The 25,873-nt window shown below is 67.4% G+C and carries 25 protein-coding genes, 2 tRNA genes and 1 pseudogene; 12 read left to right on the forward strand and 16 right to left on the reverse strand.

The annotated features are described in order from the left end of the window. Nucleotides 1-172 precede the first annotated feature (172 nt). Entirely contained in the window at nt 173-607 is a 435-nt protein-coding gene (locus FG99_RS16270) for an RcnB family protein (RefSeq protein ID WP_043271560.1), read from the forward strand. A gap of 6 nt (nt 608-613) precedes the next feature. On the opposite strand, the gene FG99_RS16275 is transcribed toward FG99_RS16270, so the two are convergent. Continuing rightward, a complete protein-coding gene (locus tag FG99_RS16275) occupies nt 614-1,045 on the reverse strand; it encodes a hypothetical protein (RefSeq protein ID WP_043271096.1) in 432 nt (143 codons plus the stop codon). 128 nt (nt 1,046-1,173) lie between these two features. On the opposite strand from FG99_RS16275, the gene FG99_RS16280 reads away from it, so the two are divergent. The 3 genes from FG99_RS16280 (at nt 1,174) to FG99_RS16290 (ending at nt 2,533) form a co-directional block, all read left to right on the forward strand. Then, nucleotides 1,174-1,656, forward strand: a complete 483-nt coding sequence (locus FG99_RS16280; RefSeq protein ID WP_043271098.1) for a GreA/GreB family elongation factor — start codon at nt 1,174-1,176, stop codon at nt 1,654-1,656. 71 nt (nt 1,657-1,727) lie between these two features. Then, nucleotides 1,728-2,069 (forward strand): carboxymuconolactone decarboxylase family protein, encoded by a 342-nt coding sequence (locus FG99_RS16285; protein ID WP_009620588.1) that lies wholly within the window; start codon nt 1,728-1,730, stop codon nt 2,067-2,069. 92 nt (nt 2,070-2,161) lie between these two features. Continuing rightward, complete coding sequence (locus FG99_RS16290; protein ID WP_043271100.1) at nt 2,162-2,533, forward strand: hypothetical protein; 372 nt, start codon at nt 2,162-2,164, stop codon at nt 2,531-2,533. Here the strand turns inward: FG99_RS16290 and FG99_RS16295 are convergent. Beyond that, nucleotides 2,521-3,554: pseudogene (locus FG99_RS16295) on the reverse strand (diguanylate cyclase). The gene FG99_RS16290 and the pseudogene FG99_RS16295 sit on opposite strands and share 13 nt — an antisense overlap. 293 nt (nt 3,555-3,847) lie before the next feature. Between FG99_RS16295 and FG99_RS16300 the strand changes: the two are divergent. Beyond that, the gene (locus FG99_RS16300) at nt 3,848-4,684 is read left to right on the forward strand and encodes a 5'-nucleotidase, lipoprotein e(P4) family (protein WP_043271102.1); all 837 of its coding nucleotides are present in this window, start codon (nt 3,848-3,850) and stop codon (nt 4,682-4,684) included. Between the two features lie 186 nt (nt 4,685-4,870). Here the strand turns inward: FG99_RS16300 and FG99_RS16305 are convergent, their stop codons facing one another. The 6 genes from FG99_RS16305 to dapA all read right to left on the reverse strand — a co-directional run bounded on the left by FG99_RS16305 (nt 4,871) and on the right by dapA (nt 9,413). Next, the gene (locus tag FG99_RS16305) at nt 4,871-5,551 is read right to left on the reverse strand and encodes a PIN domain-containing protein (protein ID WP_064583934.1); all 681 of its coding nucleotides are present in this window, start codon (nt 5,549-5,551) and stop codon (nt 4,871-4,873) included. Between the two features lie 152 nt (nt 5,552-5,703). Beyond that, a tRNA-Ser gene (locus FG99_RS16310) sits at nt 5,704-5,793 on the reverse strand. A gap of 95 nt (nt 5,794-5,888) precedes the next feature. Further along, entirely contained in the window at nt 5,889-6,599 is a 711-nt protein-coding gene (purC, locus tag FG99_RS16315) for a phosphoribosylaminoimidazolesuccinocarboxamide synthase (RefSeq protein WP_009620599.1), read from the reverse strand. A gap of 31 nt (nt 6,600-6,630) precedes the next feature. Continuing rightward, nucleotides 6,631-7,389, reverse strand: coding sequence for an MBL fold metallo-hydrolase (locus tag FG99_RS16320; RefSeq protein ID WP_043271106.1), 759 nt, complete (start codon nt 7,387-7,389; stop codon nt 6,631-6,633). After that, the gene (gene bamC, locus FG99_RS16325; RefSeq protein ID WP_043271108.1) at nt 7,328-8,524 is read right to left on the reverse strand and encodes an outer membrane protein assembly factor BamC; all 1,197 of its coding nucleotides are present in this window, start codon (nt 8,522-8,524) and stop codon (nt 7,328-7,330) included. Before bamC ends, FG99_RS16320 begins: the two co-directional genes overlap by 62 nt. Nucleotides 8,525-8,534: 10 nt before the next feature. Beyond that, nucleotides 8,535-9,413, reverse strand: coding sequence for a 4-hydroxy-tetrahydrodipicolinate synthase (gene dapA, locus FG99_RS16330; protein WP_043271110.1), 879 nt, complete (start codon nt 9,411-9,413; stop codon nt 8,535-8,537). Nucleotides 9,414-9,584: 171 nt separating this feature from the next. On the opposite strand from dapA, the gene FG99_RS16335 reads away from it, so the two are divergent. Continuing rightward, nucleotides 9,585-10,142: a glycine cleavage system transcriptional repressor gene (locus FG99_RS16335; protein ID WP_043271112.1), complete on the forward strand. Its 558-nt coding sequence runs from the start codon at nt 9,585-9,587 to the stop codon at nt 10,140-10,142. A gap of 57 nt (nt 10,143-10,199) precedes the next feature. Next, nucleotides 10,200-10,673: a peroxiredoxin gene (locus FG99_RS16340; protein ID WP_009620610.1), complete on the forward strand. Its 474-nt coding sequence runs from the start codon at nt 10,200-10,202 to the stop codon at nt 10,671-10,673. Between the two features lie 192 nt (nt 10,674-10,865). Here FG99_RS16340 and FG99_RS16345 read toward each other — a convergent pair whose 3' ends face one another. Both FG99_RS16345 and FG99_RS16350 read right to left on the reverse strand, forming a co-directional pair. Continuing rightward, entirely contained in the window at nt 10,866-11,945 is a 1,080-nt protein-coding gene (locus FG99_RS16345) for an AI-2E family transporter (protein WP_009620612.1), read from the reverse strand. A 50-nt stretch (nt 11,946-11,995) separates the two neighbouring features. Further along, nucleotides 11,996-12,247, reverse strand: coding sequence for a sulfurtransferase TusA family protein (locus tag FG99_RS16350; protein WP_009620615.1), 252 nt, complete (start codon nt 12,245-12,247; stop codon nt 11,996-11,998). Nucleotides 12,248-12,463: 216 nt separating this feature from the next. On the opposite strand from FG99_RS16350, the gene FG99_RS16355 reads away from it, so the two are divergent. After that, nucleotides 12,464-13,900: a M48 family metalloprotease gene (locus tag FG99_RS16355; RefSeq protein WP_009620617.1), complete on the forward strand. Its 1,437-nt coding sequence runs from the start codon at nt 12,464-12,466 to the stop codon at nt 13,898-13,900. 460 nt (nt 13,901-14,360) lie between these two features. Here the strand turns inward: FG99_RS16355 and nadA are convergent, their stop codons facing one another. After that, nucleotides 14,361-15,419, reverse strand: a complete 1,059-nt coding sequence (gene nadA, locus FG99_RS16360) for a quinolinate synthase NadA (protein ID WP_009616958.1) — start codon at nt 15,417-15,419, stop codon at nt 14,361-14,363. A gap of 446 nt (nt 15,420-15,865) precedes the next feature. On the opposite strand from nadA, the gene FG99_RS16365 reads away from it, so the two are divergent. Genes FG99_RS16365 through FG99_RS16375 form a run of 3 tightly spaced genes read left to right on the forward strand, consistent with a single transcriptional unit; the run spans nt 15,866 to nt 17,820 of the window. Then, on the forward strand, nt 15,866-16,669 hold the full coding sequence (locus FG99_RS16365; protein ID WP_009616957.1) for an energy transducer TonB: 804 nt from the start codon (nt 15,866-15,868) through the stop codon (nt 16,667-16,669). Nucleotides 16,670-16,700: 31 nt separating this feature from the next. Then, a complete protein-coding gene (locus FG99_RS16370) occupies nt 16,701-17,417 on the forward strand; it encodes a MotA/TolQ/ExbB proton channel family protein (protein WP_043271114.1) in 717 nt (238 codons plus the stop codon). A 1-nt stretch (nt 17,418) separates the two neighbouring features. After that, nucleotides 17,419-17,820, forward strand: coding sequence for an ExbD/TolR family protein (locus FG99_RS16375; RefSeq protein WP_009616955.1), 402 nt, complete (start codon nt 17,419-17,421; stop codon nt 17,818-17,820). Between the two features lie 287 nt (nt 17,821-18,107). Here the strand turns inward: FG99_RS16375 and gcvT are convergent, their stop codons facing one another. The 5 genes from gcvT to dinB all read right to left on the reverse strand — a co-directional run bounded on the left by gcvT (nt 18,108) and on the right by dinB (nt 25,546). Next, nucleotides 18,108-19,220: a glycine cleavage system aminomethyltransferase GcvT gene (gcvT, locus tag FG99_RS16380; protein WP_043271116.1), complete on the reverse strand. Its 1,113-nt coding sequence runs from the start codon at nt 19,218-19,220 to the stop codon at nt 18,108-18,110. Nucleotides 19,221-19,313: 93 nt separating this feature from the next. Further along, on the reverse strand, nt 19,314-22,175 hold the full coding sequence (gene gcvP / locus FG99_RS16385) for an aminomethyl-transferring glycine dehydrogenase (protein ID WP_043271118.1): 2,862 nt from the start codon (nt 22,173-22,175) through the stop codon (nt 19,314-19,316). 14 nt (nt 22,176-22,189) lie between these two features. After that, nucleotides 22,190-22,567, reverse strand: coding sequence for a glycine cleavage system protein GcvH (gcvH, locus tag FG99_RS16390; RefSeq protein WP_043271120.1), 378 nt, complete (start codon nt 22,565-22,567; stop codon nt 22,190-22,192). Between the two features lie 265 nt (nt 22,568-22,832). Beyond that, nucleotides 22,833-24,359 (reverse strand): sigma-54-dependent transcriptional regulator, encoded by a 1,527-nt coding sequence (locus FG99_RS16395; protein WP_043271122.1) that lies wholly within the window; start codon nt 24,357-24,359, stop codon nt 22,833-22,835. Nucleotides 24,360-24,418: 59 nt separating this feature from the next. After that, nucleotides 24,419-25,546, reverse strand: a complete 1,128-nt coding sequence (gene dinB / locus FG99_RS16400) for a DNA polymerase IV (protein ID WP_256204859.1) — start codon at nt 25,544-25,546, stop codon at nt 24,419-24,421. A gap of 147 nt (nt 25,547-25,693) precedes the next feature. On the opposite strand from dinB, the gene FG99_RS16405 reads away from it, so the two are divergent. Then, a tRNA-Met gene (locus FG99_RS16405) sits at nt 25,694-25,770 on the forward strand. Nucleotides 25,771-25,873 lie beyond the last annotated feature (103 nt).

Below are 25,873 nucleotides of genomic sequence, written 5' to 3' on the forward strand. Positions count from 1 at the left end.
TGTATCAGCGCCCTGACGAAAGCGACGAATTCTTTACCGGACCTTTACTCCACATTGGCGTTTCTTGACCTGGACGCACGGTCTCATGAAGTACCCGAACCGGCTGCGCCCGGTGCCGGGATCGACCGATAGCAGCGCGCGCCGCAACCGCCGGCCGCGCCAGGAGAACACCATGAAGAAGACCGTCGCCCTGCTCTGTGCCGCCCTGATGCTCGGCAGCCCGCTGGCGAGTTTCGCCCAGCCGGGCCCCGGCACGGACCACGGCCCGAACCGCCCGGACAATCGCCCGCAGCAGCACCAGCAATACCAGCAGCAGAAAGGCCACCAGGGCGGCCACTACCAGGGCCGCACGGGCCACGCCGATCCGCGCTACTACCGCGACCCGCACTTCCGCCCGCAGGCCGGCATGCCGGTGCCGCATCGCGAATGGCGCCGCGGCGTGGTGGTGCAGCCGGTCTACCGCAGCGACCGCTACTGGGTCACCGACTGGCGCGCCCGTCACCTCTACGCGCCGCCGCGCGACCATCGCTGGCTGTACGTCAACGGCGACTACGTGCTGGTGGCCATCGCCACCGGGGTGATCGTCAACATCCTGGCCGGCTATTGAGGCGCCTCAGGCGCTGGTGCTGAGCAAGGCACCGGCGCCACCGCCGCCATTGCGGATCGCCTCGGCCAGCGCCGCCGCCGTGGCCTGCATGGCGGCGCTGGTGCTGGCGATGCGGCTTTGCAGGGCCATGATGATCGCGGTGCGCTCGTTTTCCGAGGAATATTGCCGCTCCTGCGCGGCCGCCAGTTCCTGCTGCTCCTGCTGCAACTGCTTCTGCAACTGCTGCAGGCGCTTCTGCAACTGCTCGACGGCGACGCTGGAGCTGCCGCCGCTTTCGACACCGGCGCCGGCCGCGCCCTGGTTTTCAGCCGTCGTGCCACGGGTGGTTACGGCACCATCATCCTGGACGGCATCGGCCGCCGTGCTGGCATCGCCACTGGTCGCTATCCGCAACGAGCCGGCGAAGGTCTGGCTGGAGGGCGTCAGGGAAAGGTTCATGCCCGAGGTTCCTTTTTCCGGGTGTTCTGCCGCTCTATCGACTGCCGTAGGAAAAACTTGAAAGACCATTCGCCGATGCCAGGCAAAGGCCCTAGGATAGGCCCCTTCATGCCCAGGCAGCCGTCACCATGGACAAGCAACGCGCCCACCAGTTGATCCTCCAGCGCCTCGACGCCGACCTCGATGTCGCCGTCCGCGCCGCGCGCACCGCCCACGAGGCCGCCACCCACGAGGAAAACATCGCCGAGAACAAGTACGACACCCTCGGCCTGGAAGCGGCCTACCTGGCCGCCGGGCAATCGCGCCGGGTGGAGGAGATCCGCCAGGCGCTCGCCTCGTTCCAGGGGCTGGTGCTGCGCGACTTCGACGCCGACCTGGGCATCCAGACCAGCGCCCTGGTCGAACTGGCAGACCATGAGGACCGCCGTCGCTGGCTGTTCCTGGGTCCGGACGCCGCCGGTCTGAAGATCGAACTGGACGGCCACGAGGTCCTGGTCATCACCCCGCGCTCGCCGTTGGGCGGCGCCCTGCTCGGCCGCCACCCCGGCGACGAGATCGAGGTCGGCCTGGGCTCGGCGCGCCAGGCCTACGAGATCGTCGCGACGCTCTGAGCGCCCCGCCCGCAGACCGGCGAATCCCGGACTAAGCTGCATGGCCGTCAACCCGAAAAGGAGATGCCGCCATGCTGTTCAACTGGTCCGAATACGTTCCCGCGGTGAAGAAGGCCTTCGGCTCATTGGGTAAGAAACATCCGAAGATGATCGCCGCCTACCAGGCGCTGGATGCCGCCGCCGCGGACGGCGACGCGCTGGACGCCAAGACCCGCGAGCTGATCTCCCTGGCGGTGGCCATCACCACCCGCTGCGACGGCTGCATCGGCGTGCACGCCGAGGCTGCGCGCAAGGCCGGCGCCAGCGAGGCCGAAGTAGCCCAGGCGCTGGCCACGGCGATCGCCATGAACGCCGGCGCCGCCTACGTCTACTCGCTGCGCGCGCTAGAGGCCTTCGAACAGCCGCAGGGCTGAGTGTTCAGGCGCGGCGCCGGGCGCCGCGCCCAGGCTTTCTCCGGCGGCGGAATTGGGTTATCCATTGCATTTTCGCCCAACGATGAGCCGCCATGTCCTCGCCCAGCATCAGTCTCTGCAAACTCGCCCTCGGCATCGCCGCCGGCATCTGGCTGGGCTTCGTCGCCGTGGCCCTGAGCTGCGTCCTGCTCCTGCGCTTCTGGCCCGGCGCGCCCCTGCCGTTGCCCGCCGGCCTGTCGCCGGCGCCGGCCAGCGCTCCGGCGCCCATCCCGGATGCCAACGCGGCGATGTTCCAGCAGTACCTGGAGAACCAGCGCAAGGCCCAGGCCGAACAGGGCCGGCAACTCGAACAGAGCGAGCGGGAACAGCGCTTCAACAGCGCGCCCTGCCAGTTCTGGCGCCAGCAGTACCAGGCCGACCCCAGCGAGAAGAACCGGCTGAAGATGGACGGCTACTGCGGCTGAGGCCCGGCGCCCACCACCTGGTTGCGGCCCTGGTGCTTGGCCCGGTACAGCGCCTTGTCCGCGTCGCTCAGCCAGGCGCTGGCATCCACCTGGTAGGGGCTGTAGGACGCCACGCCGATGCTCAGGCCGACGGACAGGTCCGTCGCCAACTGGTAGTGCTTTTCCGCGAAGCTCTGGCGCAAGCGCTCCATGATCTCCACCGCCAGCGTCTGGGTGGTGCCGGGCAGGATCACGCAGAACTCGTCGCCGCCATAGCGCCCCGGGGTGTCGGTTTCACGCAACGAGTGGGTGAGCAGGTGGCTGAGCTCGGTGATAACCATGTCGCCCAGCACATGGCCGAAGCGGTCGTTGATGCCCTTGAAGTGGTCGATGTCGATCAGCGCCACGCTGGCCCGGGTGTGCTGCTGGCGGCACTTCTGGAATTCGTTCTCCAGCTGGTCCATCCAGGAACCGTGGTTGAGCAGCCCGGTGAGGCTGTCGGTGCGGCTGACCGCGCGCAGCGCCTGCTTGTGCTCGGACAGGCGCCTGGCCAGGCTGTAGCTCACGCCGCCCACCGCCAGCGGGTAGACCACCAGCATCGGCAGGCAGGCATACACCTGCAGCGGCGTGGCCACGGCGGTGAAGGCGATGCCGAAAGCACGCCCAGCAGCTGCGCCACGCTGCCCAGCAGGAAGAAGCGCAGGCCGCCGGCGGCGATGTTGTCCATCGCCATCATCGACAGGATGGTCACGCTCGGCAGCGGGTTGAGCTGCATGGCCCCGGCCCAGAAGCCGCCGAACAGCGAATCCAGCAGCAGGTTGCGCCGCTCCGCCTGGTACGGCGCCCGCGACAGGCGCGCCAACTGGTAGGCCAGGTGCGGCCAGAGAAAGCCGTTGGCCACCAGCAGAGCCCAGGCCCAACCCGGCCGCTGCAACGGCTCCAGCGCCGCCGCCACGCAGAAGAAGCCGATGCCCAACCCGACCATGCGCGGCACGTAGATGCGCCTGGCGAAAGACAACCCCTTACCGACCACAGCCCCCATACATCATCCTGATCCAGGCATCCGATAGAGCAAGCTAGCAGATCGGCAGGAAAGCGCCTACGCGGATTGGCGGCAATTCGACATTACCTCCCGCCCACGCCATCGCCCGGCTACAGCGCCAATCCCATGGCGGAACGAGTCTGTAGGCCATCCCCCGCGACCGGGTCCGATCCTTCCGCAAGCACGCCAACTCCTTACGGATATGCGTCGCCCCGATTGAGGCCCGCCCCCGCCTGGGGTATGAGAACTCCACCCCCGCCGCCATGGCACACAAGCCACAAGGATCGTCACCCATGCCCAATCCAAGAACGACAATCGCTGCCGCCCTGCTCGTCCTCGCCGCGCCCTTCCAACTGGCACTGGCCGACACTGCGAAAACCGACACCGCCTCGCCCAACCTGCTGACCGCCGCCGTCGCCTGGCGGCAGACGGCCGCCGAATACCGCGCCCTCTACTACCAGGGCTTCAACCTGGCCAAGCTGCGCCTGGACCAGGCCCTGGCCGAACGCAAGCCCGGCGCCAGGCCACCGGCGATCATCAGCGACCTCGACGACACCATCCTCAGCAGCAACAGCTATTGGGGCGCCCTGCTCAGCCAGGGCAAGGACTTCTTCGACGACGCCCTCTGGGACCGCTGGGTAGCCGCCAACGGCCCCACCCTGACGCCCGGCGCGCTGGACTTCCTCGACTACGCCAAGTCCCGGGGCGTGGAAATCTTCTACGTCTCCAGCCGCGACCAGGGCGACAGGACCGACGAATACGCCCTGAACAACCTGCGCAGCCTGAAAGTGCCTTTCGCCGACAAGGAACACGTCACCATCCTGCGCGAAAGCTCCAACAAGGAACCCGCGCAGAAAGCCATCGCCGAACGCTACGACGTGCTGCTGATGCTGGGCGACAACCTCAACGACTTCAAACGCCGCTACTACATCGACGACGCCAGGCAACGCGCCGCCCTGCTCGACGAGGACCGCGCCCAGTTCGGCGAGCGCTTCATCCTCTTCCCCAACCCCACCGACGGCCACTGGATGAAAGCGATCTTCGGCGAATCGGAACCGGCCGACACCCCGGCCAATCGCGCCAAGTTCCGCGCCGCGGCGACTTCGGGGGCGTGGAAGGGGCAGGATTGAGGTAGACGCAGAAAGGACAAAGCTCCTGGAGCGCTGGGCGCTCCAGGAGCTTTGACTATCTGCAGGGCTTTGCCTGATCGCGGCGCCTACATCCCGCATAGAACTCAAGCGTCTAGAGCGCCCTCCCGTTCGGCTTGATCCCCATGGATGCGCAAGCTCCAGATTCGCAGTGTATGGAAACCATCCCTAGACACGCTCCGGCAGCGAATAGGTGACCTTCTGCCCTTTCACCTTCACAAGGCCACGCTTGCACAAGAGCTGGTAAACGCGCTCAGCCTCGGCCAGTGGAGTGTCCTTGCCAAGCGTCGCTCGAATCGTGCTGGTCAGCGTCTTGACCGAAGCCGGCTTCGAAGCCTTCCGACGAACAAGGTCGGCCATGACGGTCTTCAGATGGGCATCGCTCTCGGAAGCAGGCTTGGAAGATGCCTGGCTGGCCGGCTTGGCATCGTTCGCGCTTGCCGCGCTGGCTGCCAGCGTCGCCTGCAGTGCAGGCAAATCCTTGAAGCAGGGCATGGCCTCGATGCTTTCGGAACGCATTGCGAAGATACCCTTGCCCTTCAGGTGCCTGAGCAGGGGATCGAAGCCCTTGTCGGCCGAAATCACGTGGAAGAAAGCCGTGGGATCCTCCAGGGCGAAGCGCCCCAGGTAGTAGGCGATATGGAAGTCGAGGGCGTTGGGGCCGGCGGCTTCGAGCTGGATGTAGTCCGCCCGCTCACCCAGGCGCTGGATGGCGACGACCAGTTCGGTGGGCAGCCTGGAGTTGTTCGGGCCGAGAAAGACCCGCAGGCGAAAATGCGCGTCCTGCAGCAGGTCGAGCGACCGGACTGGAATGCTTTCGTAGTCGATCAGTACGTAGTTGGTACGCATCCGCTGCTTCCCGGGCATCCATGTTCCCGGCATTCTGCTGCAGTCATTGACGGAACGGAAGCAGGCTTGCGTCGGAGGTTTCGACTGCCCTGGCGCAGAAAAGACAAAGCCCCTGAAACGCTAGGCATTTCAGGGGCTTTGGCTATCTGTAATGGCGGAGAGATAGGGATTTGAACCCTAGGAGCCATTGCTGACTCAACGGATTTCGAATCCGTCCCGTTCGACCACTCCGGCATCTCTCCGTGCGGCGCGCATCATATCAGCTTGATCGGCGAACGCGAAGCCTTCTTTTGAGAAATTTTCGCGTGCTATCAGATGCTTGCGCGCCTGGAACAGGTCAGAGCGGTACGCCCAGGCGCTGCGCCACTTCCTCGTAGGCCTCGATCACACCGCCCAGGCCCTGGCGGAAGCGGTCCTTGTCCATCTTCTTGCGGGTTTCCTTGTCCCACAGGCGGCAGCCGTCGGGGCTGAATTCGTCGCCGAGGACGATCTGGCCGTGGAACACGCCGAATTCCAGCTTGAAGTCCACCAGCAGCAGGCCGGCGTCGTCGAACAGCTTGCTCAGCACTTCGTTGACCTTGAAGGAGTAGGCCTTCATCTGCGCCAGCTGTTCCAGGGTCGCCCAGCCGAAGGCCTGGACGTGGGATTCGTTGATGAAGGGGTCGCCCAGGGCGTCGTTCTTCAGGAACAGCTCGAAGGTCGGCGGGTTGAGCTGCAGGCCCTCTTCCACGCCCAGGCGGCGCACCAGGCTGCCGGCGGCGTAGTTGCGCACCACGCACTCGACCGGGATCATCGCCAGCTTCTTCACCAGCACTTCGTTGTCGGCCAGCAGCTTGTCGAACTGGGTCGGGATGCCCGCCGCTTCCAGCTTCTGCATGATGAAGGCGTTGAACTTGTTGTTCACCATGCCCTTGCGGTCCAGCTGTTCGATGCGCTTGCCGTCGAACGCCGAGGTGTCGTTGCGGAACAGCAGGACGAGGCGGTCGGGGTCGTCGGTGGTGTAAACCGATTTGGCCTTGCCGCGATAGAGTTCTTCGCGTTTTTCCATGATGGGCTCCGCTTGCTAGGTTGGTAGGGGGTCAGGCGATTTCGCGCCAGTCCAGCCCCGAATGCTGATCGGCTACCTGCAGCCAGTCCGGGTCGCACCCGAGGGTGTCGACGAAACATTGCCGGGCCAGCTGCGGCGTGTTGTTCTTTTCGCTGAGGTGGGCCAGCACCAGGTGCTGCAGCCCTTCCCAGCCCAGTTCCGCGACGAACTGCGCGGACTGACGGTTGTTCAGGTGTCCCCACTGGCCGCCCACGCGGACCTTCAGCGGGTAGGGATAGGGGCCGCGCGCCAGCATGTCGCTGTCGTGGTTGGCCTCCACTACCAGGGCATCCAGGCCACGATAGCATTCCAGCACCTCGGCGGTGACGCTGCCCAGGTCGGTGAGCTGGCCGAAACGCCGCCGGCCATCGGAAATCACGTATTGCAGGGGCTCGCGGGCATCGTGGGCCACGCCCACCGCGGTCACTTCCAGGCCCTTCAGCTCCAGGCGCTGGCCGGCCTTGAGCAGGCCCGCCGGCTGCAGCGGCTTGCGCAGCCCGCGCAGGGTGCCGTCACTGAGGTACACGGGAATGCCGTAGTGCCGGGCCAGCAGCTCGACGCCGTGGACATGATCGGAATGCTCGTGGGTCACCAGGATGGCGTCCAGCTCGCCGGGGTGCACACCCAGGCGAGCCAGACGCTTGATGGTTTCACGCAGCGCAAAGCCGCAATCGATCAGTACCCGGGTGTCAGAACTGCTCACCAAGGCCGAATTGCCCCGGCTTCCGCTCCCCAGTACCGCGAAACGCATTGCGCATGCTCTCTTGAAGTTTTTCCAGGACGCTCTGCGCGACGTCGGTCGGCGCGGAGGTGTTGATGTCCTTGTCGAGGGTGACCTGCACCGTGTTGCTCACGGTGGTCAGGCGCACCTGGTAGCGCTGCGCCTTGGCGTCTTCCTCGGCCTTGGCCTTCTCTTCGCTGGCGCCGAACAGGCGGCTGAAGAAGCCGGGCTTCTTCGCTTCCTCGAGCTTCTTCGCGCCCTCGGCGACGTTCACGTAGTAAACGCCCAGGCTGCGGTTGAGGTCGTCGACGCGGATGTCGGCGCGTTCCAGGGCGCGGCCGACGCTGACCCAGGCGCGGTCGAAGTCGGAGTCGAGGGTCAGCATCGGGTTGCCGTTACCGTCCTTCTCCAGGGTCACGCTGCCGGGGGTGTCGTAGGTGGAGTGCGCGGCCAGCAGGGACACCGAACCGCCCTTCTCGGCGCTGGTGGACATGTTGGCGAGCATTTCGTCGAGCAGCGCGGCGTCCAGCGCCGGGACCACCGGCTTGCCCGGCCAGTCGGCGCTGGCGCTGCTGCCGGCCGGACGGGTTTCGCTGAGGACGTAGACTTCGCTGGTGTTGGTCTGCACGCCCGGCTCGATGCGCACGCGCACGCGCGCCTCGCTGCTGGGGTCGACGCCGGCGACGCGGCTGCCCAGGCGGCGGGCCAGGGGCGCGGAGAGCTGCGTCAGCGGCTGCCAGTTGGTGGAGAACTCACCGGTCTGCGGACGCTCGTCGGCGAAGGAGAAGCCGTTGTCCTGGAAGAACTGGTGGGCCACCGGCCAGACTTCCGCCGGCGGGCGCTGAGCGATCAGCCAGCGCGAGTCGCCGCTCTTCTGCAGGCTGTAGTCGCTGGAGCTGCCGGCGTTGGCCAGGGGCAGCGGGCGCGGCACTTCGAACTCGCCCGCCTTCTCGTGGCTGTCGGCGATGTTCATGGGAATCGGCAGCAGCGGGTCGAGCTGCTTGCTCTGCAGCCCTTCGGGCACCTTCATCGGCCCGGTCTGCCGGGAATCCAGATAGTCGGTGCCGCGGTCACGGAAGTAGCCATCCTTGCCCCACAGCCAGCCGCAGCCGGAGGTGTTGCCGATGACCAGGGCGAGCGCGGTCAGTCCTGCCAGTCGCTTCATGCGATGCTCCTCAGGCCAGCACGCCGGTCTGGCGCATGGCCTGACGCAGCGGCTCGTGGCAACGCGGGCTGAGCCAGGTCAGGGGCAGGCGGATGCCCTCGGGGATCAGGCCCATCTCGTGCAGGGCCCATTTCACCGGAATGGGGTTGGATTCGATGAACAACGCCTTGTGCAGCGGCATCAGGCGGTCATTGATGGCGCGCGCGGCGGCGGCGTCACCGCGCATGGCGGCGGCGCACAGCTCGCTCATGGCGCGCGGGGCGACGTTGGCGGTCACCGAGATGTTGCCCTTGCCGCCCATCAGCATCAGCTCGACGGCGGTGGCGTCGTCGCCGGAGTAGACCAGGAAGTCCTTGCCGACGCGCTCGAGCACTTCCTTGCCGCGCTGCAGGTCGCCGGTGGCTTCCTTGATGCCGATGATGTTCGGCACCTTGGACAGGCGCTCGATGGTCTCCGGCAGCATGTCGCAGGCGGTGCGGCCGGGGACGTTGTAGAGGATCTGCGGGATGGCCACGGCTTCGGCGATGTGGCGGAAGTGCTGGTACAGGCCTTCCTGGGTCGGCTTGTTGTAGTACGGGGTGACCAGCAGGCAAGCGTCGGCGCCGCCGCTCTTGGCCGCTTCGGTCAGTTCGACCGCCTCGCGAGTGGAGTTGGCGCCGGTACCGGCGATCACCGGGATGCGGCCCTTGACCTGGTCGACCACGCGGCGGATGACTTCCAGGTGCTCGGCGACGTCGAGGGTCGCCGATTCACCGGTGGTGCCGACGGCGACTATGGCGTTGGTGCCTTCCTGCAGGTGGAAGTCCACCAGCTTGGCGAGGCTGTCCCAGTCCAGTCGACCCTGAGCATCGAAGGGGGTGACCAGCGCCACCATACTGCCCGCAATCATGCAACCGCTCCTGCCGGAAAAAGAAAGCCGTAATGGTACTGGTGCCACCTGCCTTGCACAAGCTGAGCGCGGCGCCCGGCGCACGCCGGACATTCCCCTGGCGGCCGCTTTTCGCTACCCTTCCCCCTTTGTCGACGCGGCCCTCTTGGCCGCCCATCCCAGGAAAGCTGCATGTCCGCCTCCCACCCCCGTGAACAATTCCTGCTGATCAGTGCCCTGGGGCCCAACCCCATGGAGCTGACCAGCGTGCTCTGCCGCACCTGCGTGGACAACCGCTGCTCGGTCGTCAGCAGCCGCCTGACCCGCCACGGCGAGTTCAGCGCGCTGGTGCTCCAGGTGTCCGGCAGCTGGGACGCCCTGGCCCGCCTCGAGGGCGGCCTGCCGGCGCTGGCCAAGCGCCATGCCTTCACCCTCAGCCTGACCCGCAGCAACGCCCACGTCACCCGCGCCCAGGCCCTGCCCTACGTGGCGTACGTCAGCGCGGTGTACCGCCCGGACATCCTCAACGAGCTGTGCCAGTTCTTCATCGACCACAACATCGAGCTGGAGAACCTGACCTGCGACACCTACCAGGCGCCGCACACCAACACCAGCATGCTCAACGCCACCATCACCGTGACGCTGCCGGCCGGCACCCAGATCAGCTGGCTGCGCGACCAGTTCCTCGACTTCGCCGACGCCCTGAACCTGGACGCGCTGATCGAACCCTGGCGCCCGCAGCACCCGTAAGTCGCCAGTATTTCCAAGGCCGATATTTCCAAGGCCGATATTTCCAAGGAGAGCTCCATGGCCGTCGAACTCGACAAACCCGTCGCCGATTTCCAGGCCCCGGCCACCAGTGGCCAGCAGGTGCAACTCTCGGCCCTGAAAGGCCAGCAGGTGGTGCTGTACTTCTACCCCAAGGACAGCACCCCGGGCTGCACCACCGAAGGCCAGGGCTTCCGCGACAAGATCGAGGCCTTCGCCAAGGCCAACACCGTGATCTTCGGCGTCTCCCGCGACGGCCTGAAGTCCCATGAGAACTTCAAGGCCAAGCAGTGCTTCCCCTTCGAGCTGATCAGCGACAAGGACGAGGCGCTGTGCCAGCTGTTCGACGTGATCAAGCTGAAGAAGCTCTACGGCAAGGAATACATGGGCGTGGACCGCAGCACCTTCCTGATCGACGCCAAGGGCGTGCTGCGTCGTGAGTGGCGCGGGGTCAAGGTGCCTGGCCATGTCGACGAGGTTCTTGCCGCTGCCCAGGAGCTGGCCAAGGCCTGAGCCCGCTGCCAGGAAATCCCTCTCCACACCAGGAGAGGGAGCTGTTCGTGCCACCGGGGCGGCCGGCACGGCCGGAGAATCCAATCGCGGACGGAATCCGCTCCTACGCCCGCGCTTCCCTGTAACTGTAGGAGCGGACTCCGTCCGCGATGTAGGACGGAGCGGCCTGGGCTCCCCCGCTCAGCCAAACGCTCACATCATCGGACTGACCTGAGGCTGCGCCTCCGGCTGCCGCGGCCAGGCATCGAGCACCGCCTTGACCAGGGTGGCCAGGGGAATGGCGAAGAACACCCCCCAGAACCCCCACAGCCCGCCGAACAGCAGCACCGCGCAAATGATCGCTACCGGATGCAGGTTCACCGCCTCGGAGAACAGCAGCGGCACCAGCACGTTGCCATCCAGCGCCTGGATGATCGCGTGGGCAGCCATCAGGTAGATGAACTGGTCGCTCCAGCCCCACTGGAACAGCGCGATCAGCGCCACCGGCACGGTCACCACCACCGCGCCTATGTAGGGCACCACCACCGACAGGCCGACCAGCAGGGCCAGCAGCGCCGCGTAGTTCAGCCCCAGGGCGACGAAGGCCACGTAGGTGACGCCGCCGGTGATGATGATCTCGATCACCTTGCCGCGGATGTAGTTGGCGATCTGCTTGTCCATCTCCGCCCACACCTGCTTCATCAGCCCGCGCTCGCGCGGCAGGTAGCTGCGGAACCAGTTGTAGAAGCGCCGGCGGTCCTTGAGGAAGAAGAACACCAGGATCGGCACCAGCACCAGGTAGATCATCACGTTGACCAGCACCGGCAGGCCCGACAGGGAGAAGGTCAGCGCCCACTGGCCGAGCTGGCCGAGTTCGTTGCGCGCGGTCTCGATCAGGCGCAGCACCTGCTCCTCGGTGACCATCGCCGGGTAGCGCTCGGGCAGCATCAGCAGCACCGACTGCCATTCGCCGAACATCCGCGGCAACTCGTTGAGCAGGGTGAACAGCTGCTTCCAGATCAGCGGCACCAGCACCAGCAGGAACAGCGCGAGCATGCCCAGGAACAGCGCGTAGACCAGCCACAGGGCGAACAGCCGCGGCACCCGCAGGCGCTCCAGGTGGCCCTGCAGGCCCTTGATCAGGAAGGCGATGACCATGGCCGCGAGCACCGGCGCGAGCATGCTGCCGAAGGCCAGGATGACGGTGAAGCCAAGGGCCAGGATGACCGCCAGCACCACTGCTTCCTCGTCGGAAAAGTAGCGCTGCATCCAGCCTTGCAGAACTTTGAGCATCGGGGTTCCTGCGATCGATGAGGACGCCGTCCCGGGCGTCCGGGGGCGGGTTACTTCTTGCGCAACCAGTAGCGGTACAGGCCGTCTTCGACCTCTTCATGCAGCAACTGGTGCCCGGCCAGCTGGGCGAAGGCGCGGAAATCGCGCTGCGAGCCGGCATCGGTGGCCGTCACCTTGAGCACCTGGCCACTGGCCAGGCGGTTGAGCTCCAGCTTGGCCTTGAGCAGGGGCAAGGGACAATTGAGACCGCTGGCGTCCAGTTCCGCGTCACAAGGAATTTCGGCGGACGAGACAGGTGGCATGGCGACGCACTCCGAGATGGGCGCCCAAGAATACCGAATCCGTTGGAAAAGCCGCCAGGGGCCGGCATGCACGCGGCCTTAAGCGATCCTTCAGGCGCGCGGCCTACAAGGGTTGGACGGCCTTCGCACAGACGGCCGCCGGGCGCCGCCCCGACCTAGGCATGGGCGACGACCTGCGGCTAAAGTAGAGCCTTTCCCGGAACGAGCTCCCTGTACATGAAAGTACTGCGCCCCGCCCTGCTGTCGCTTGCCTGCCTGTTGGCCATGCCCACCCTGGCCGACGACCTGCCCGCCCTGGGCGACGCCAGCTCGTCCATCGTCTCGCCGGAACAGGAGTTCCAGCTCGGCCGCGCCTGGCTGAGCATGCTGCGCAACCAGGTCGACTCGATCAACGACACCCAGCTCAAGGACTTCGTCGAAAGCAGTGTCTACCGCCTGGCGGAAACCAGCGACCTGCAGGACCACCGCCTGGCCTTCATCCTGATCAAGGACCCGCAGATCAACGCCTTCGCCGCCCCCGGCGGCGTCATCGGCGTCAACGGCGGCCTGTTCCTCTACGCCCAGACCGAAGGCGAGTACGCCGCGGTGCTGGCCCACGAACTCGGCCACCTGATCCAGCGCCACTTCGCCCGCGGCCTGGAAGCGCAGAAGCAGATGCAGCTGCCGGTGATGGCGGCGATGCTCGCCGGCATCGTGGCCGCGGCGGCGGGCGCCGGGGATGCCGGCATCGCCGCCATCGCCTCGACCCAGGCGGCGGCGATCCAGAACCAGCTGCGCTTCTCCCGGCAGAACGAACAGGAAGCCGACCGCGTCGGGGTGACCAACATGGTCCGCGCCGGCTACGACCCGCGCTCCATGCCGACCATGTTCGAGCGCCTGGCGCGGCAGTACCGCTACGACGCCAGGCCGCCGGAGTTCCTGCTCACCCACCCGGTGACCGACTCGCGTATCGCCGACACCCGCAACCGCGCCGAGCAGTACCCGCAGGGCGGCAAGGAAGACTCGCTGCGCTACCAGCAGATGCGCGCCCGCGTACAGCTGCTCTTCGAGGAAACCCCGGGCATCGCCGGCAAGCGCTTCCGCGCCATGCTCGACGACAATCCCAAGCTCGACGCCGCGCGCTACGGCCTGGCGCTGTCGCAGATCCGCGTCGGCCAGCTCAACGACGCCCGCGCCACCCTCCAGCCGCTGCTGGCCAAGGCGCCCAACGACGTGGCCTACAACCTGGCCCAGGTCGACCTGGACATCACCTCGAACAAGCTCGGCGACGCTCTCGCCCGGGTCCAGCGCCTGCTCGGCCAGTACCCCGGCAACTACCCGCTGGTCCAGGCCCAGGCCGACATCCTGCTCAAGCAGAACAAGGCCGCCGACGCCGAGAAGATCCTGATCAAGCTGACCCAGGACCGCCCGCTGGACCCGGACGTCTGGAGCCGCCTGGCCGACGCCCGCACCATCGACGGCAACGCCATCGGCGTGCACCAGGCCCGCGCCGAGTACCTGGCGCTGACCGGCGACTACCCCTCGGCCATCGAGCAGCTGGACTTCGCCAAGCGCCGCGCCGGCGGCAACTTCACCCTGGCCGCCAAGCTGGACGCGCGCCAGCAGGCGTTCCGCGAGCAGGAGAAGATCCTCAAGGAGATGATGCGCGGTTAACCGGCCTGGCGGCCGAGAAGCGACTGTCTTGCCGGCTGCGCCGATGTGCTTTTCGTAGGATGGGTTGAGCTTGCGAAACCCATGCGGTCGGGATGATGGGTATCGCTTCGCTCAACGCCATCCTACGAAAAGCTGTGCTTCCTGGCACCGTAGGAGCTACTGTCTGCCGGCTGCGCCGAGGTGCTCTTCGTAGGATGGGTTGAGTTTACGAAACCCATGCGGTCGGGGTGATGGGTATCGCTTCGCTCAACCCATCCTACGGGATTCCAGGAAAGCACAGTCGTAGGAGCGGACCTTGTCCGCGATAGCCGGAGGTCCCGGCGCGATTCGCGGATGAGATCCGCTCCTACGCAACCCCACCCGCGCCATTGCCCTCGGGCACCGATGTTCCGGCCAACGGCGGATAACCGCGAACGGTTATTCGCCCTACGCCCCACCCGCGCCATTCCCGCTGGAAGGCTCAGGCGTTGCCCGCCACCTTCAGCCTCGCCGCCTGGGTGAACTCCAGCATGCGCTTGAGCGGGCGGATGGCCCGCGGGATCAGCGCCGGGTCGACGAAGATCTCGCCGCTGCCTTCCTTCAGGCAGGCCAGGGTGCGCTCCAGGGTGTTCATGGCCATCCACGGGCAGTGCGCGCAGCTGCGGCAGGCCGCGCCGTTGCCGGCGGTGGGGGCCTCGATGAACTCCTTGTCCGGGCACAGCTGCTGCATCTTGTAGAAGATGCCGCGGTCGGTGGCGACGATGAAGCGCTTGTTCGGCAGGGTCTGCGCGGCCTTGATCAACTGGCTGGTGGAACCCACCGCGTCAGCCAGCTCTACCACCGCCTCAGGCGATTCCGGGTGGACCAGGATGGCCGCGTCCGGGTACAGCGCCTTAAGGTCTTCCAGCTGCTTGGCCTTGAACTCCTCGTGGACGATGCAGGCGCCGTCCCAGAGCAGCATGTCGGCGCCGGTCTCGCGCTGGATGTAGCGGCCCAGGTGCTGGTCGGGGGCCCAGAGGATCGGCTCGCCGTTGTCCATCAGGTGCTCGACGATCTCCACCGCGCAGCTGGAGGTCACCACCCAGTCGGCGCGCGCCTTCACTGCCGCCGAGGTGTTCGCGTACACCACCACGGTGCGTTCCGGGTGCTGGTCGCAGAAGGCCGAGAACTCCTCCACCGGGCAGCCCAGGTCCAGCGAGCAGGTGGCCTCGAGGGTCGGCATCAGCACGCGCTTCTCGGGGTTGAGGATCTTCGCCGTCTCGCCCATGAAGCGCACTCCGGCCACCACCACGGTCTGCGCCGGGTGCTGGTTGCCGAAGCGGGCCATCTCCAGGGAGTCGGAGACGCAACCGCCGGTCTCCTCGGCCAGGGCCTGGATCACCGGGTCGCAATAGTAGTGCGCCACCAGCACGGCGTTCTGCGCCTTCAGCTCGGCGGCGATGGCCGCGCGGTACTCGGCCTCTTCCTGCGCGCTCAGCACACGGGGCTGCTTGGCGGCGAGGTGGGCCTGGACCAGGAGGCGTTCGGATATCTGCGTCATGTCTTCACTGCACCTGCGGGGGTACGACCAGCTGTGGGGGCGATTTTACATCGCCGCGAAAGCGAGCGCGCGATCTTGCGGGGAAAGCCGCCGGGAGGCAAGCGCCAGGCGGCCGCGGGCTGGCGCGGGCCTGGGTATGGAACTCGGCAACGGCGATGGTTTCGGGGCACCTGGCGACGCCCTGTCGCGAAGGCTCTGGAACGGGCTTCGGCGCCCAGCCCTGCGGGCATATTTTTCATGCCGCAAAGGCATGAAGGCTTCCAGCGGATCGGCCAAGCCCTAGTGCCACGCCGCCTGCAGCGATCCGCACGAATCACTTATTCCTTAAGGAAATTTAAATAAGGCAAACAATTACTTTAATAGCTAAGGCGTTCCCTCAATCATCCAGCCCGTACCCGGTGCCTCCACGGTGCCGCGCTTTCGCTAGAAACCCGAGGAGATCGTCCATGGCCAACCCCCAGCCCGCCGTCGCGCAGGACCCGCTCCTGCGCCACGCGCCCGGTGGCGATATGGTCGAGCTGGGCCGGCCGCTGCGCCCGCCCCTGCAGCTGGTGCGCCACGTGCCGGCGAAACACAGTGTGCTGGGCCGCCGCGAAGCGCTGCTGCTCGGCCTGCTGGTCCTGACCCTGCATGGCTCCGTGGCCTACTGGCTGAGCCAGCAGCCCACGCCCAGGCTGCCCGAGGTGCCGCCGCAGGTACCGCCCATGACCATCGAATTCAGCGCTCCCACCCCGCCGGTGGTGGAACCGCCGCCACCCGAGCCGACGCCGCCGGTGGTGGAGGAACCGCCGCCGCCCGTGGTGGACGAGAACGCGGTGAAACCGCCGCCGCCCAAGCCGATCCCCAAGCCCAAGCCGAAACCGGTGGCCAAGCCCAAACCCAAGCCGGTGGAACAGCCGCCCGCGCCGCCCAAGGCGGAAACCCCGCCGGCACCGCCCGCGCCCCCGGCTCCACCGGCGCCGGCCCCGGTCACGCCGCCCTCGGCCCACGCCGGCTACCTGCACAACCCGGCGCCGGAATACCCGGCCCTGGCGCAGCGCCGCGGCTGGGAAGGCACGGTGCTGCTGCGCGTCCACGTGCTGGCCAGCGGCGGCCCGAGCGAAATCCAGGTGCAGACCTCCAGCGGCCGCGAGGCCCTCGACCAGGCGGCGATCAAGGCCGTGCAGCGCTGGAAGTTCGTACCCGCCAAACGCGGCGACGTGGCCCAGGACGGCTGGGTCAGCGTGCCCATCGACTTCAAACTGAATTGATCTGCGACCCGTTCGCACAGGAGAGAACCCCATGAGTCTGCCCCTCAACCCCGTGGAATCCGTCGAAGGCGCGGTGATCTGGCTGCTGGCCGGCTTCTCCGTCCTCACCTGGAGCCTGGCCCTGGTCAAGGGCATCCAGTTCGGCCGGCAGAAGTCCCAGGACCGCCGCTTCCAGAAGCAGTTCTGGGGCGCCACCAGCCTCGAATCGGCCGGCGAGCAGTCCGCCGGCCAGCCCGGCGCCGGCGCCCGCGTGGCCCAGGCCGGCTTCGCCGCCATCCAGGTGCCGGACGGCAACCAGCATGACCTGGCCCAGTCGATCAACCACCAGGACCGCCTGGAACGCGCCCTGCGCCAGCAGATCCAGCGCGAGCGCCGCTCCCTGGAATCGGGCTTGGCGGTGCTCGCCTCGATCGGCTCCACCTCGCCCTTCATCGGCCTGTTCGGCACCGTGTGGGGCATCATGGAAGCGCTCAAGGGCATCAGCGCCGCGGGCTCGGCGAGCCTGGAAACCGTGGCCGGCCCGATCGGCTCGGCACTGATCGCCACCGGCGTGGGCATCGCCGTCGCCGTGCCCGCGGTGCTGGTCTACAACTACTTCCTGCGCCGCCTGAAGCTCACCGCGGCCGACCTCGACGACTTCGCCCACGACTTCTACAGCCTCGCCCAGAAGAGCGCCTTCCGCGTCATCGTGCACCCCGCCACGGCCCGCAAGCCGGTGGCCGGCAAGAACGTGAAGGAGGCGAGCTGACATGGCCTTCTCGACCCAGGACAGCGACGAGGTTCTTTCCGAGATCAACGTCACCCCGCTGGTGGACGTGATGCTGGTGCTGCTGGTGGTGTTCATCGTCACCGCGCCGCTGCTGACCAACGCCATCCCGATCAACCTGCCCAAGACCGAATCGGTGGCCCCGCCGGAACAGAAGGATCCGCTGGTGGTGAGCATCGACGGCGCCGGCAAGTGGTTCATCAACAAGGACGAAATCCAGCCCGAGCTGCTGCAGGGCAGCCTGGAGGCCGCCAAGGCCAAGGAACCTGAACTGCGCGTGCAGCTGCAGGCCGACGAGGGCGTGAACTACGGCCAGGTGGCCAAGGCCATGGCCTCGATCGAAAAGGCCGGGATCACCAAGCTATCGGTGATCACGGCGCGCTGAGAGGCTCCGCGCGGATCTTCATGTAATACCCCACCGAAACATCCGTTCTTCCAGGTCGCTTTCTTCAACTCAGGCAGGGGAAAGCGGCCTTTTTTTATCTTCGCGAAAGAGCCTTGAGGTCGGACACATCGACCGTAGGGCGCATAACGCCTGCGGCGTTATCCGCCGTTCGGACGCTTCATTTCGCACCCGCATGACCATGGCGCTCGGAACTACGGCGTATAACCGCGAACGGTCATACGCCCTACCCCGCTTTTCGTAGGAGCGGACTCCGTCCGCAATGCTCCTCAACCGCGGTAATACCGCTGCGGCACGAACGGCGTGCGCGCCACCTTCATCGGCACGCGCTTGCCGCGCACCATGGCGAACACTTCGCTGTCCAGCGCGGCATGGGCGCTGGCCACGTAGCCCATGGCCACCGGCGCGCCCAGGCTCGGGCCGAAGCCGCCGCTGCTGACCTTGCCGATCACCGCACCTTGCGCGTCGACTATCTCCGCACCCTCGCGCACCGGCACCCGCTCCTGCGGCAGCAGGCCGACGCGCTTGCTGGCCACGCCTTCGCGCTGCTGGGCGAAGATGCGCTCGGCGCCGGGGAAGCCACCGGCACGCTCGCCATCGGCGCGGCGCACCTTGGAGATGGCCCAGCCCAGGCTCGCTTCCACCGGGGTGGTGGCGCTGTCCATGTCGTGGCCATACAGGCACAGGCCGGCTTCCAGGCGCAGCGAGTCGCGCGCGCCAAGGCCGATCGGCTGCACTTCTTCCTCGGCCAGCAGCGCGCGGGCCAGGGCTTCGGCCTGGGCCACGGGCACGGAAATCTCGTAGCCGTCCTCGCCGGTGTAGCCGGAGCGGCTGACGTTGCATTGCGCGCCCAGCAGCTCGACGCTCGCCACCTGCATGAAGGTCAGGTCCTTCACCGCCGGGGCGAAGCGCGCCAGCACCTCGGCCGCGGCCGGGCCTTGCAGGGCCAGCAGGGCGTGGCTGTCGAACAGCGACTCGATCTCGCAGCGCGCGCCGATGTGCTGGCGCAGGTGCGCCAGGTCCTGGTCCTTGCAGGCGGCGTTGACCACCAGGAACAGGTGGTCGCCGGCGTTGGCCACCATCAGGTCGTCGAGGATGCCGCCCTCGGCGTTGGTGAACAGCGCGTAGCGCTGCTGGCCGAGCGGCAGGTCGAGGATGTCCACCGGCACCAGGCTTTCCAGCGCAGCAGCGGCGTCGGCGCCGCGCAGGCGCAGCTGGCCCATGTGCGACACGTCGAACAGGCCGGCCCGGGCGCGGGTGTGCAGGTGCTCCTTGAGCACGCCCAGCGGATATTGCACCGGCATCTCGTAGCCGGCGAAGGGAACCATCTTCGCACCCAGTTCCAGGTGCAGGTCGTACAGCGGCGTCTTGGCGAGGCTCATGGCGTCTCCTTGGCGAAAAAAAGGCCGCGCCGGCGCATCCGGCGCCCACCGCGGCCACGGCGCCCGCAGGAGCGGGCACAGGGACTTAAGGGTTCACGCGTCCTGGTAGTCGGCGATCGACGGGCAGGAGCAGGCCAGGTTGCGGTCGCCGTAGACGTTGTCCACGCGGCCCACCGGCGGCCAGTACTTGCCGTCCACCAGGCTCGCCAGCGGGTACACCGCCTGCTCGCGGCTGTAGGGGTGCGACCACTCGCCAACCAGCTCCGCCGCGGTGTGCGGAGCGTTCTTCAGCGGGTTGTCGTCCTTGTCCAGCTCGCCGCGTTCCACCGCGCGGATTTCCTCGCGGATGCGGATCATGGCGTCGCAGAAGCGGTCCAGCTCCTCTTTCGACTCGCTCTCGGTGGGCTCCACCATCAGCGTGCCGGCCACCGGGAAGGACATGGTCGGGGCGTGGAAGCCGAAGTCGATCAGGCGCTTGGCCACGTCGTCGACGTTGATCCCGCTGGTTTCCTTGAGCGGGCGCAGGTCGAGGATGCACTCGTGGGCCACCAGGCCGTTCTCACCGGTATAGAGCACCGGGTAGTGCTCTTCCAGGCGGCGGGCGATGTAGTTGGCGCCGAGGATGGCCGCCTGGGACGCGCGCTTGAGGCCCTGCCCGCCCATCATGCGGATGTACATCCAGGTGATCGGCAGGATGCTGGCGCTGCCGAAGGGCGCCGCGCTCACCGCGCCCTGCTTGCGCTCCAGCTGCTCGCCGTGGCCGGGCAGGAAGGGCGCCAGGTGCGCCTTCACGCCGATCGGGCCGACGCCCGGGCCGCCGCCGCCGTGGGGGATGCAGAAGGTCTTGTGCAGGTTCAGGTGCGAGACGTCGCCGCCGAACCTGCCCGGCGCGCACAGGCCGACCATGGCGTTCATGTTGGCGCCGTCGATGTACACCTGGCCGCCGTTGTCGTGGACGATGGCGCAAATGTCGCGCACCGCTTCCTCGAACACGCCATGGGTCGACGGGTAGGTGATCATGATCGCCGCCAGGCGCTCGCGGTGTTCCTCGGCCTTGGCCTTGAGGTCGGCCAGGTCGACGTTGCCGCGCGCGTCGCAGGCGGTGACCACCACGCGCAGGCCGGCCATCTGGGCGGTGGCCGGGTTGGTGCCGTGGGCCGAGGACGGGATCAGGCAGATGTCGCGGTGCCCTTCGCCACGGCTGGCGTGGTAGGCGCGGATGGCCAGCAGGCCGGCGTATTCGCCCTGGGAGCCGGCGTTGGGCTGCAGCGACACGGCGTCGTAGCCGGTGGCGGCGCAGAGCATGGCCTCCAGTTCCGCGGTCATGGCCCGGTAGCCGGCGGCCTGCTCGGCCGGGGCGAAGGGGTGCAGGTTGCCGAACTCGGCCCAGGTGATCGGGATCATCTCGCTGGCGGCGTTCAGCTTCATGGTGCAGGAGCCCAGCGGGATCATGCTGCGGTCCAGCGCCAGGTCCTTGTCGGCCAGCTTGCGCAGGTAGCGCATCAGCTCGGTTTCCGAGTGGTAGCGGTTGAACACTTCGTGGCGCAGGAAGGCCGAGGTGCGCAGCAGCGCTTGCGGCAGCTGGTCGCCGACACTGGCGGCCAGGGCGGCGAAGTCCGGCAGCGCCTGGCCGGCGGCGAACACCGCCCACAGGGCTTCGACGGCGGCCTGCTCGCAGGTCTCGTCGAGTGAGACGCCGACGCGGCCGTCGTCGATCACCCGCAGGTTGATGCCGGCGGCCTGGGCGGCGGCGTGGACTTCGGCGGCCGGGCGCGCGGTGGCGACGCTCAGGGTGTCGAAGAAGTATTCCTGCTCGACCTTGTGGCCCAGCTGCGCCAGGCCGGCGGCGAGGATGGCGGTCAGCCGGTGCACGCGCCGGGCGATATCGCTCAGGCCCTGCGGGCCATGGTAGACCGCGTACATGCTGGCGATGTTGGCCAGCAGCACCTGGGCGGTGCAGATGTTGCTGGTGGCCTTCTCGCGGCGGATGTGCTGCTCGCGGGTCTGCATGGCCAGGCGCAGCGCCGGGTTGCCGAAGCGGTCGATGGAGATGCCGACCAGGCGGCCGGGCATGTCGCGCTTGAAGGCGTCGCGGGTGGCGAAGTAGGCCGCGTGCGGGCCGCCGAAGCCCAGCGGCACGCCGAAGCGCTGGGCGCTGCCGAGGACCACGTCGGCGCCGAATTCGCCCGGCGGGGTGAGCAGGGTCAGCGCCAGCAGGTCGGCGGCCACGGCTACCAGGGTGCCGGCGGCGTGGGCGCGCTCGATCAGCTCGCGGTAGTCGATGACCGCGCCGGTGCTGGCCGGGTATTGCAGCAGCACGCCGAAGTAGGCGGAAAAGTCCTGCAGCGCGGCTTCGTCGCCGACCACCACTTCGATGCCCAGCGGCTCGGCGCGGGTGCGCAGCACGTCGAGGGTCTGCGGGTGGCAGTGCGCGGAGGCGAAGAAGGCCTGGGCGGCCTTGTTCTTCGACAGGCGCTTGCAGAAGGTCATGGCCTCGGCGGCGGCGGTGGCTTCGTCCAGCAGCGAGGCGTTGGCGATCTGCATGCCGGTGAGGTCGCCGATCAGCGTCTGGAAGTTCAGCAGCGCTTCCAGGCGGCCCTGGGAGATTTCCGGCTGGTAGGGGGTGTAGGCGGTGTACCAGGCCGGGTTTTCCAGGAGGTTGCGCAGGATCGGCGCCGGGGTGTGGCAGGGGTAGTAGCCCTGGCCGATGTGGTTGCGTAGCAGCTGGTTCTGCGCGGCGATGGCGCGCAGGTCGGCCAGGGCCTGGGCCTCGCCCTGCCCCGCGCTGCCGTCGAGCACGCTGGTGCCCTTGATGCTGTTGGGGATGACGCTGTCGGTCAGGGCGTCGAGGCTGGCGTAGCCGACCAGTTCGAGCATGGCCTGGGTGTCGGCCTCGCGCGGGCCGATGTGGCGGGCGATGAATTCGTTGCGGGTGCTCAGTTGGACCTTGCTCATGCGGGCTCCCCGGTTCAGGCGCGGGCGGACAGGTAGGCTTCGTAGCCGGCCTGGTCCATCAGGGTGTCGAGGGCGGCGGCGTCATCCAGGCGGATGCGGAAGAACCAGCCGTCGGCCAGCGGCGCCTGGTTGACCAGCTCCGGGCCGTCGATCAGCGCGGGGTTGACCTCGGTGACCTCGCCGGCCAGCGGCATGACGATGTTGCTGGCGGCCTTCACCGACTCCAGCACCGCCACTTCGGCGCCCTGCTCATGGCGGCCGAGCTCCGGCAGCTGGACGTAGACCACGTCGCCCAGGGCCTCCTGGGCATAGTCGGTGACGCCGACGGTCACTTCGCCGGAAGCTTCGAGGCGCAGCCATTCATGGTCGGGTGTGAAGCGCAGGGTGGTCATGGGTCGTCCTCTTGGTCTCGAATCGAGCCGTCGGGTGGCTCGCGATTTTTCCCGGCACGAGAGCAAGGGTGATGCCAAAACCAACAAAACACTTATAAATCAATTAGTTGATTAATATAACCGCCAGGTGCGATCCAGCCTTTGGAACGAAATCATTCCACAAAAACCAACCAGTCTCCTGGCCTTTAGCGCATCAGGGCCCCGGCTGGCGCGGTCGCCGCCAAATGGAACGAAAACGCTCCACCGGAGCGAAATCGTTCCACTCTCAGCGCTCGCCGATCCCGTACTTGCGCAGGCGCTGGCCGATGGCGGTGTGCGAGGTGCGCAGCCGCGCGGCCAGTTGACGCGTCGAGGGGTAGGCCGCGTAGAGCCGTTGCAGCAGCGACTTCTCGAACTGCTGTACGGCCTCCTCCAGGCTGGTGACTTCCTCGTCGGCGGCCTGGCGGGTGTCCAGCTCGGTGCCGGCCACTTCCAGGTCCTCGACGCCGATCACCTCGCCCTCGCCGATGGCCGCGGCGCGGAAGATCTTGTTCTGCAACTGGCGCACGTTGCCGGCCCAGCGGTTGCCCAGCAGCAGCGGATGGGTTTCCGGCGCCAGGCGGCACGGCGGGCGCTGGATCTGCGTGCAGGCCAGGCGCAGGAAGTGCTCGGCCAGCAGCAGGATGTCCTGGCCGCGCTCGCGCAGCGGCGGCACCTGCAGGTTGAGCACGTTGAGGCGGTAGTAGAGGTCTTCGCGGAAGCTGCCCTCGCCGACCATCTTCGCCAGGTTGCGGTGGGTGGCGCAGAGCACCCGCACATTCACCCGCACCTCGCGCTCGCCGCCGATGCGGCGGAAGCAACCGTCGCTGAGGAAGCGCAGCAGCTTGGCCTGCAGGTAGGGCGACATCTCGCCCACTTCGTCGAGGAACACAGTGCCACGGTCGGCCAGCTCCAGCAGGCCCGGCTTGCCGCCGCGCTGGGCGCCGGTGAAGGCTCCGGAGGCATAGCCGAACAGCTCGCTCTCGGCCAGGCTTTCCGGCAGCGCCGCGCAGTTCAGCGCCAGGAAGGGCTCCTCGCGGCGCGCGCTCAAGGCATGGCAGGCACGCGCCACCAGTTCCTTGCCGGTGCCGGTCTCGCCCTGGATCAGCAGCGGCGCGTCCAGCCCGGCGACCTTGCGCACCCGCGCCTTCAATTGCATCAGCGGCGCGGAACGGCCGATCAGGCCCTGCAGGCCCTCGGCGTGGTCGTGATGCAGCAGCGACAGACGTTCGCCGATGCGGCTCGGCGGGTAGAGCGTCAGCAGGCCGCCATCCAGCGCATCGCCGGTGCCGCGGATCGGCGTGGCGTCCAGCAGCAGCGGCTGGCCACCGAGGCTGACCTCGTGCATCGGCAGGCGGAAGCCCTTCTCCATCAGGTGCTCGGCCAGGCCCGGCTCGTCGAACAGGGTGGACAGCGACTCGCCGGCCGGCTGGCGGCCGCACAGGTCGATGAGCCGCGGGTTGGCGAGGAGCACCCGGGCCTGGGCGTCCACCGCCAGCACCGGGTCGCCCATGGCCGCCAGTAGCGCGTCCAGGTGCAGGCTGCGGCGCTGGCCGGGGAGCATGTCGACGATCTGCACCGAGAGCACGCCGCGTACCCGCAGCAACGCGCCGTGCAATTCGTGGAGCACTTCCTGGCGCAGCTCGGGGGCATCTATATAGACGTTCGGCGGCACCATCTCCACCGCGTCCAGATTCAGGTTGCGCGCGCCCAGCAGCGCCAGGACTTCCTGGGTGATGCCGACGCGGTCGGTGAAGGTGACGTGGATTCGCATGCTCGGGGCCCTGGCTACGCGCTGCGCATGATCGGACTTTTATCCGGCGCCGACAACGCTCAGAACAGGTTCAGCTGCTCGGCCCTGCCACGCAGGTCGACCAGGCGCACGCCCACGCCGATCAGCCGCACCGGCCGCTCGCCACGCTGGAAGGCCTGGGCCAGCAGCAGCCGGTAGCTGTCCAGGTCGCGGCTGGCGTTGGCCTGCTCCAGGGTGGTCTGGGTGAAGTCGTGGAACTTCAGTTTGACGAAGGGCTTGCCCGGCCGGTAGCTGGCGTCCAGGCGCTGCATCCGTCGTTGCAGTTCGTCGAGCAGGCCGGGCAGCTCGGCCAGGCAGGCGTCGACGTCGGGCAGGTCGCGGTCGAAGGTGTTCTCCACGCTGATCGACTGGCGCCGGCTATCCACCTGCACCGGGCGCTCGTCAATGCCGCGGGCGAGGTTCCACAGACGCTCGCCGAAGCCGCCGAACTCGCGCACCAGCGCCAGGCGCGACCAGTCGCGCAGTTGCCGGCAGTCCTGCACGCCCAGGCGCGCCAGCTTCTCGGCGGTGACCTTGCCCACGCCGTGGAGCTTCTTCACCGGCAGCTCGGCGACGAAGTCCTCGACCTGCTCCGGGGTGACCACGAACAGGCCGTTGGGCTTGCGCCAGTCGCTGGCGATCTTGGCCAGGAACTTGTTCGGCGCCACCCCGGCGGACACCGTGATGCCCAGCGACGACCAGACGCGCCGGCGGATGTCCTGGGCGATCAGCGTGGCGCTGCCGGAAAACTGCTGGCAGTCGCTGACGTCGAGGTAGGCCTCGTCCAGGGACAGCGGCTCGATGAGGTCGGTGTAGTCGCGGAAGATCCCGTGGATTTCCCGCGACACGCCTCTATAGACGTCCATGCGCGGGCGCACGATGGTCAGGTCCGGGCACAGCTTGACCGCGGTGCGCATGGCCATGGCCGAGTGCAGGCCGTAGACGCGCGCCTCGTAGTTGCAGGTGGCGACCACCCCGCGCTTGTCCGGCGAGCCGCCCACGGCCAGCGGCTTGCCCGCAAGGCTCGGGTCGTCGCGCATCTCGATGGCGGCATAGAAGCAGTCGCAATCGATGTGGATGATCTTTCGCTGCCGGGAACTCAACGCGGAACCTGCTCGGAGGGGATAGCGCCGGAACTCGGAGGGGATGCCCCGTCCGTTCCTGCGCATTAGCTGAAGGCTTCCATGGTAATGCAAAACGGCGCGAACGCCTGCGCCGCCCGCCCGCTGCGGCCCCGCTTCGCTAAGCATCTGAAGAAAAACCAGTTTTTCTGAAAAAACGGTTGACAGGGTAGCCGTCCTGAGTAGAATGGCCGCCGCGGGATGGAGCAGTCTGGTAGCTCGTCGGGCTCATAACCCGAAGGTCGTTGGTTCAAATCCAGCTCCCGCAACCAACATAGAAAAAGGCCACTCTTCGGAGTGGCCTTTTTCGTTTGCGCTCAATTTAAATAATTGATCGGAAAGCAGAAATCGATTGACAGGGTGTTCATCCCGAGT

Source organism: Pseudomonas sp. AAC, assembly GCF_000725445.1.
GTDB lineage: Bacteria > Pseudomonadota > Gammaproteobacteria > Pseudomonadales > Pseudomonadaceae > Pseudomonas > Pseudomonas citronellolis.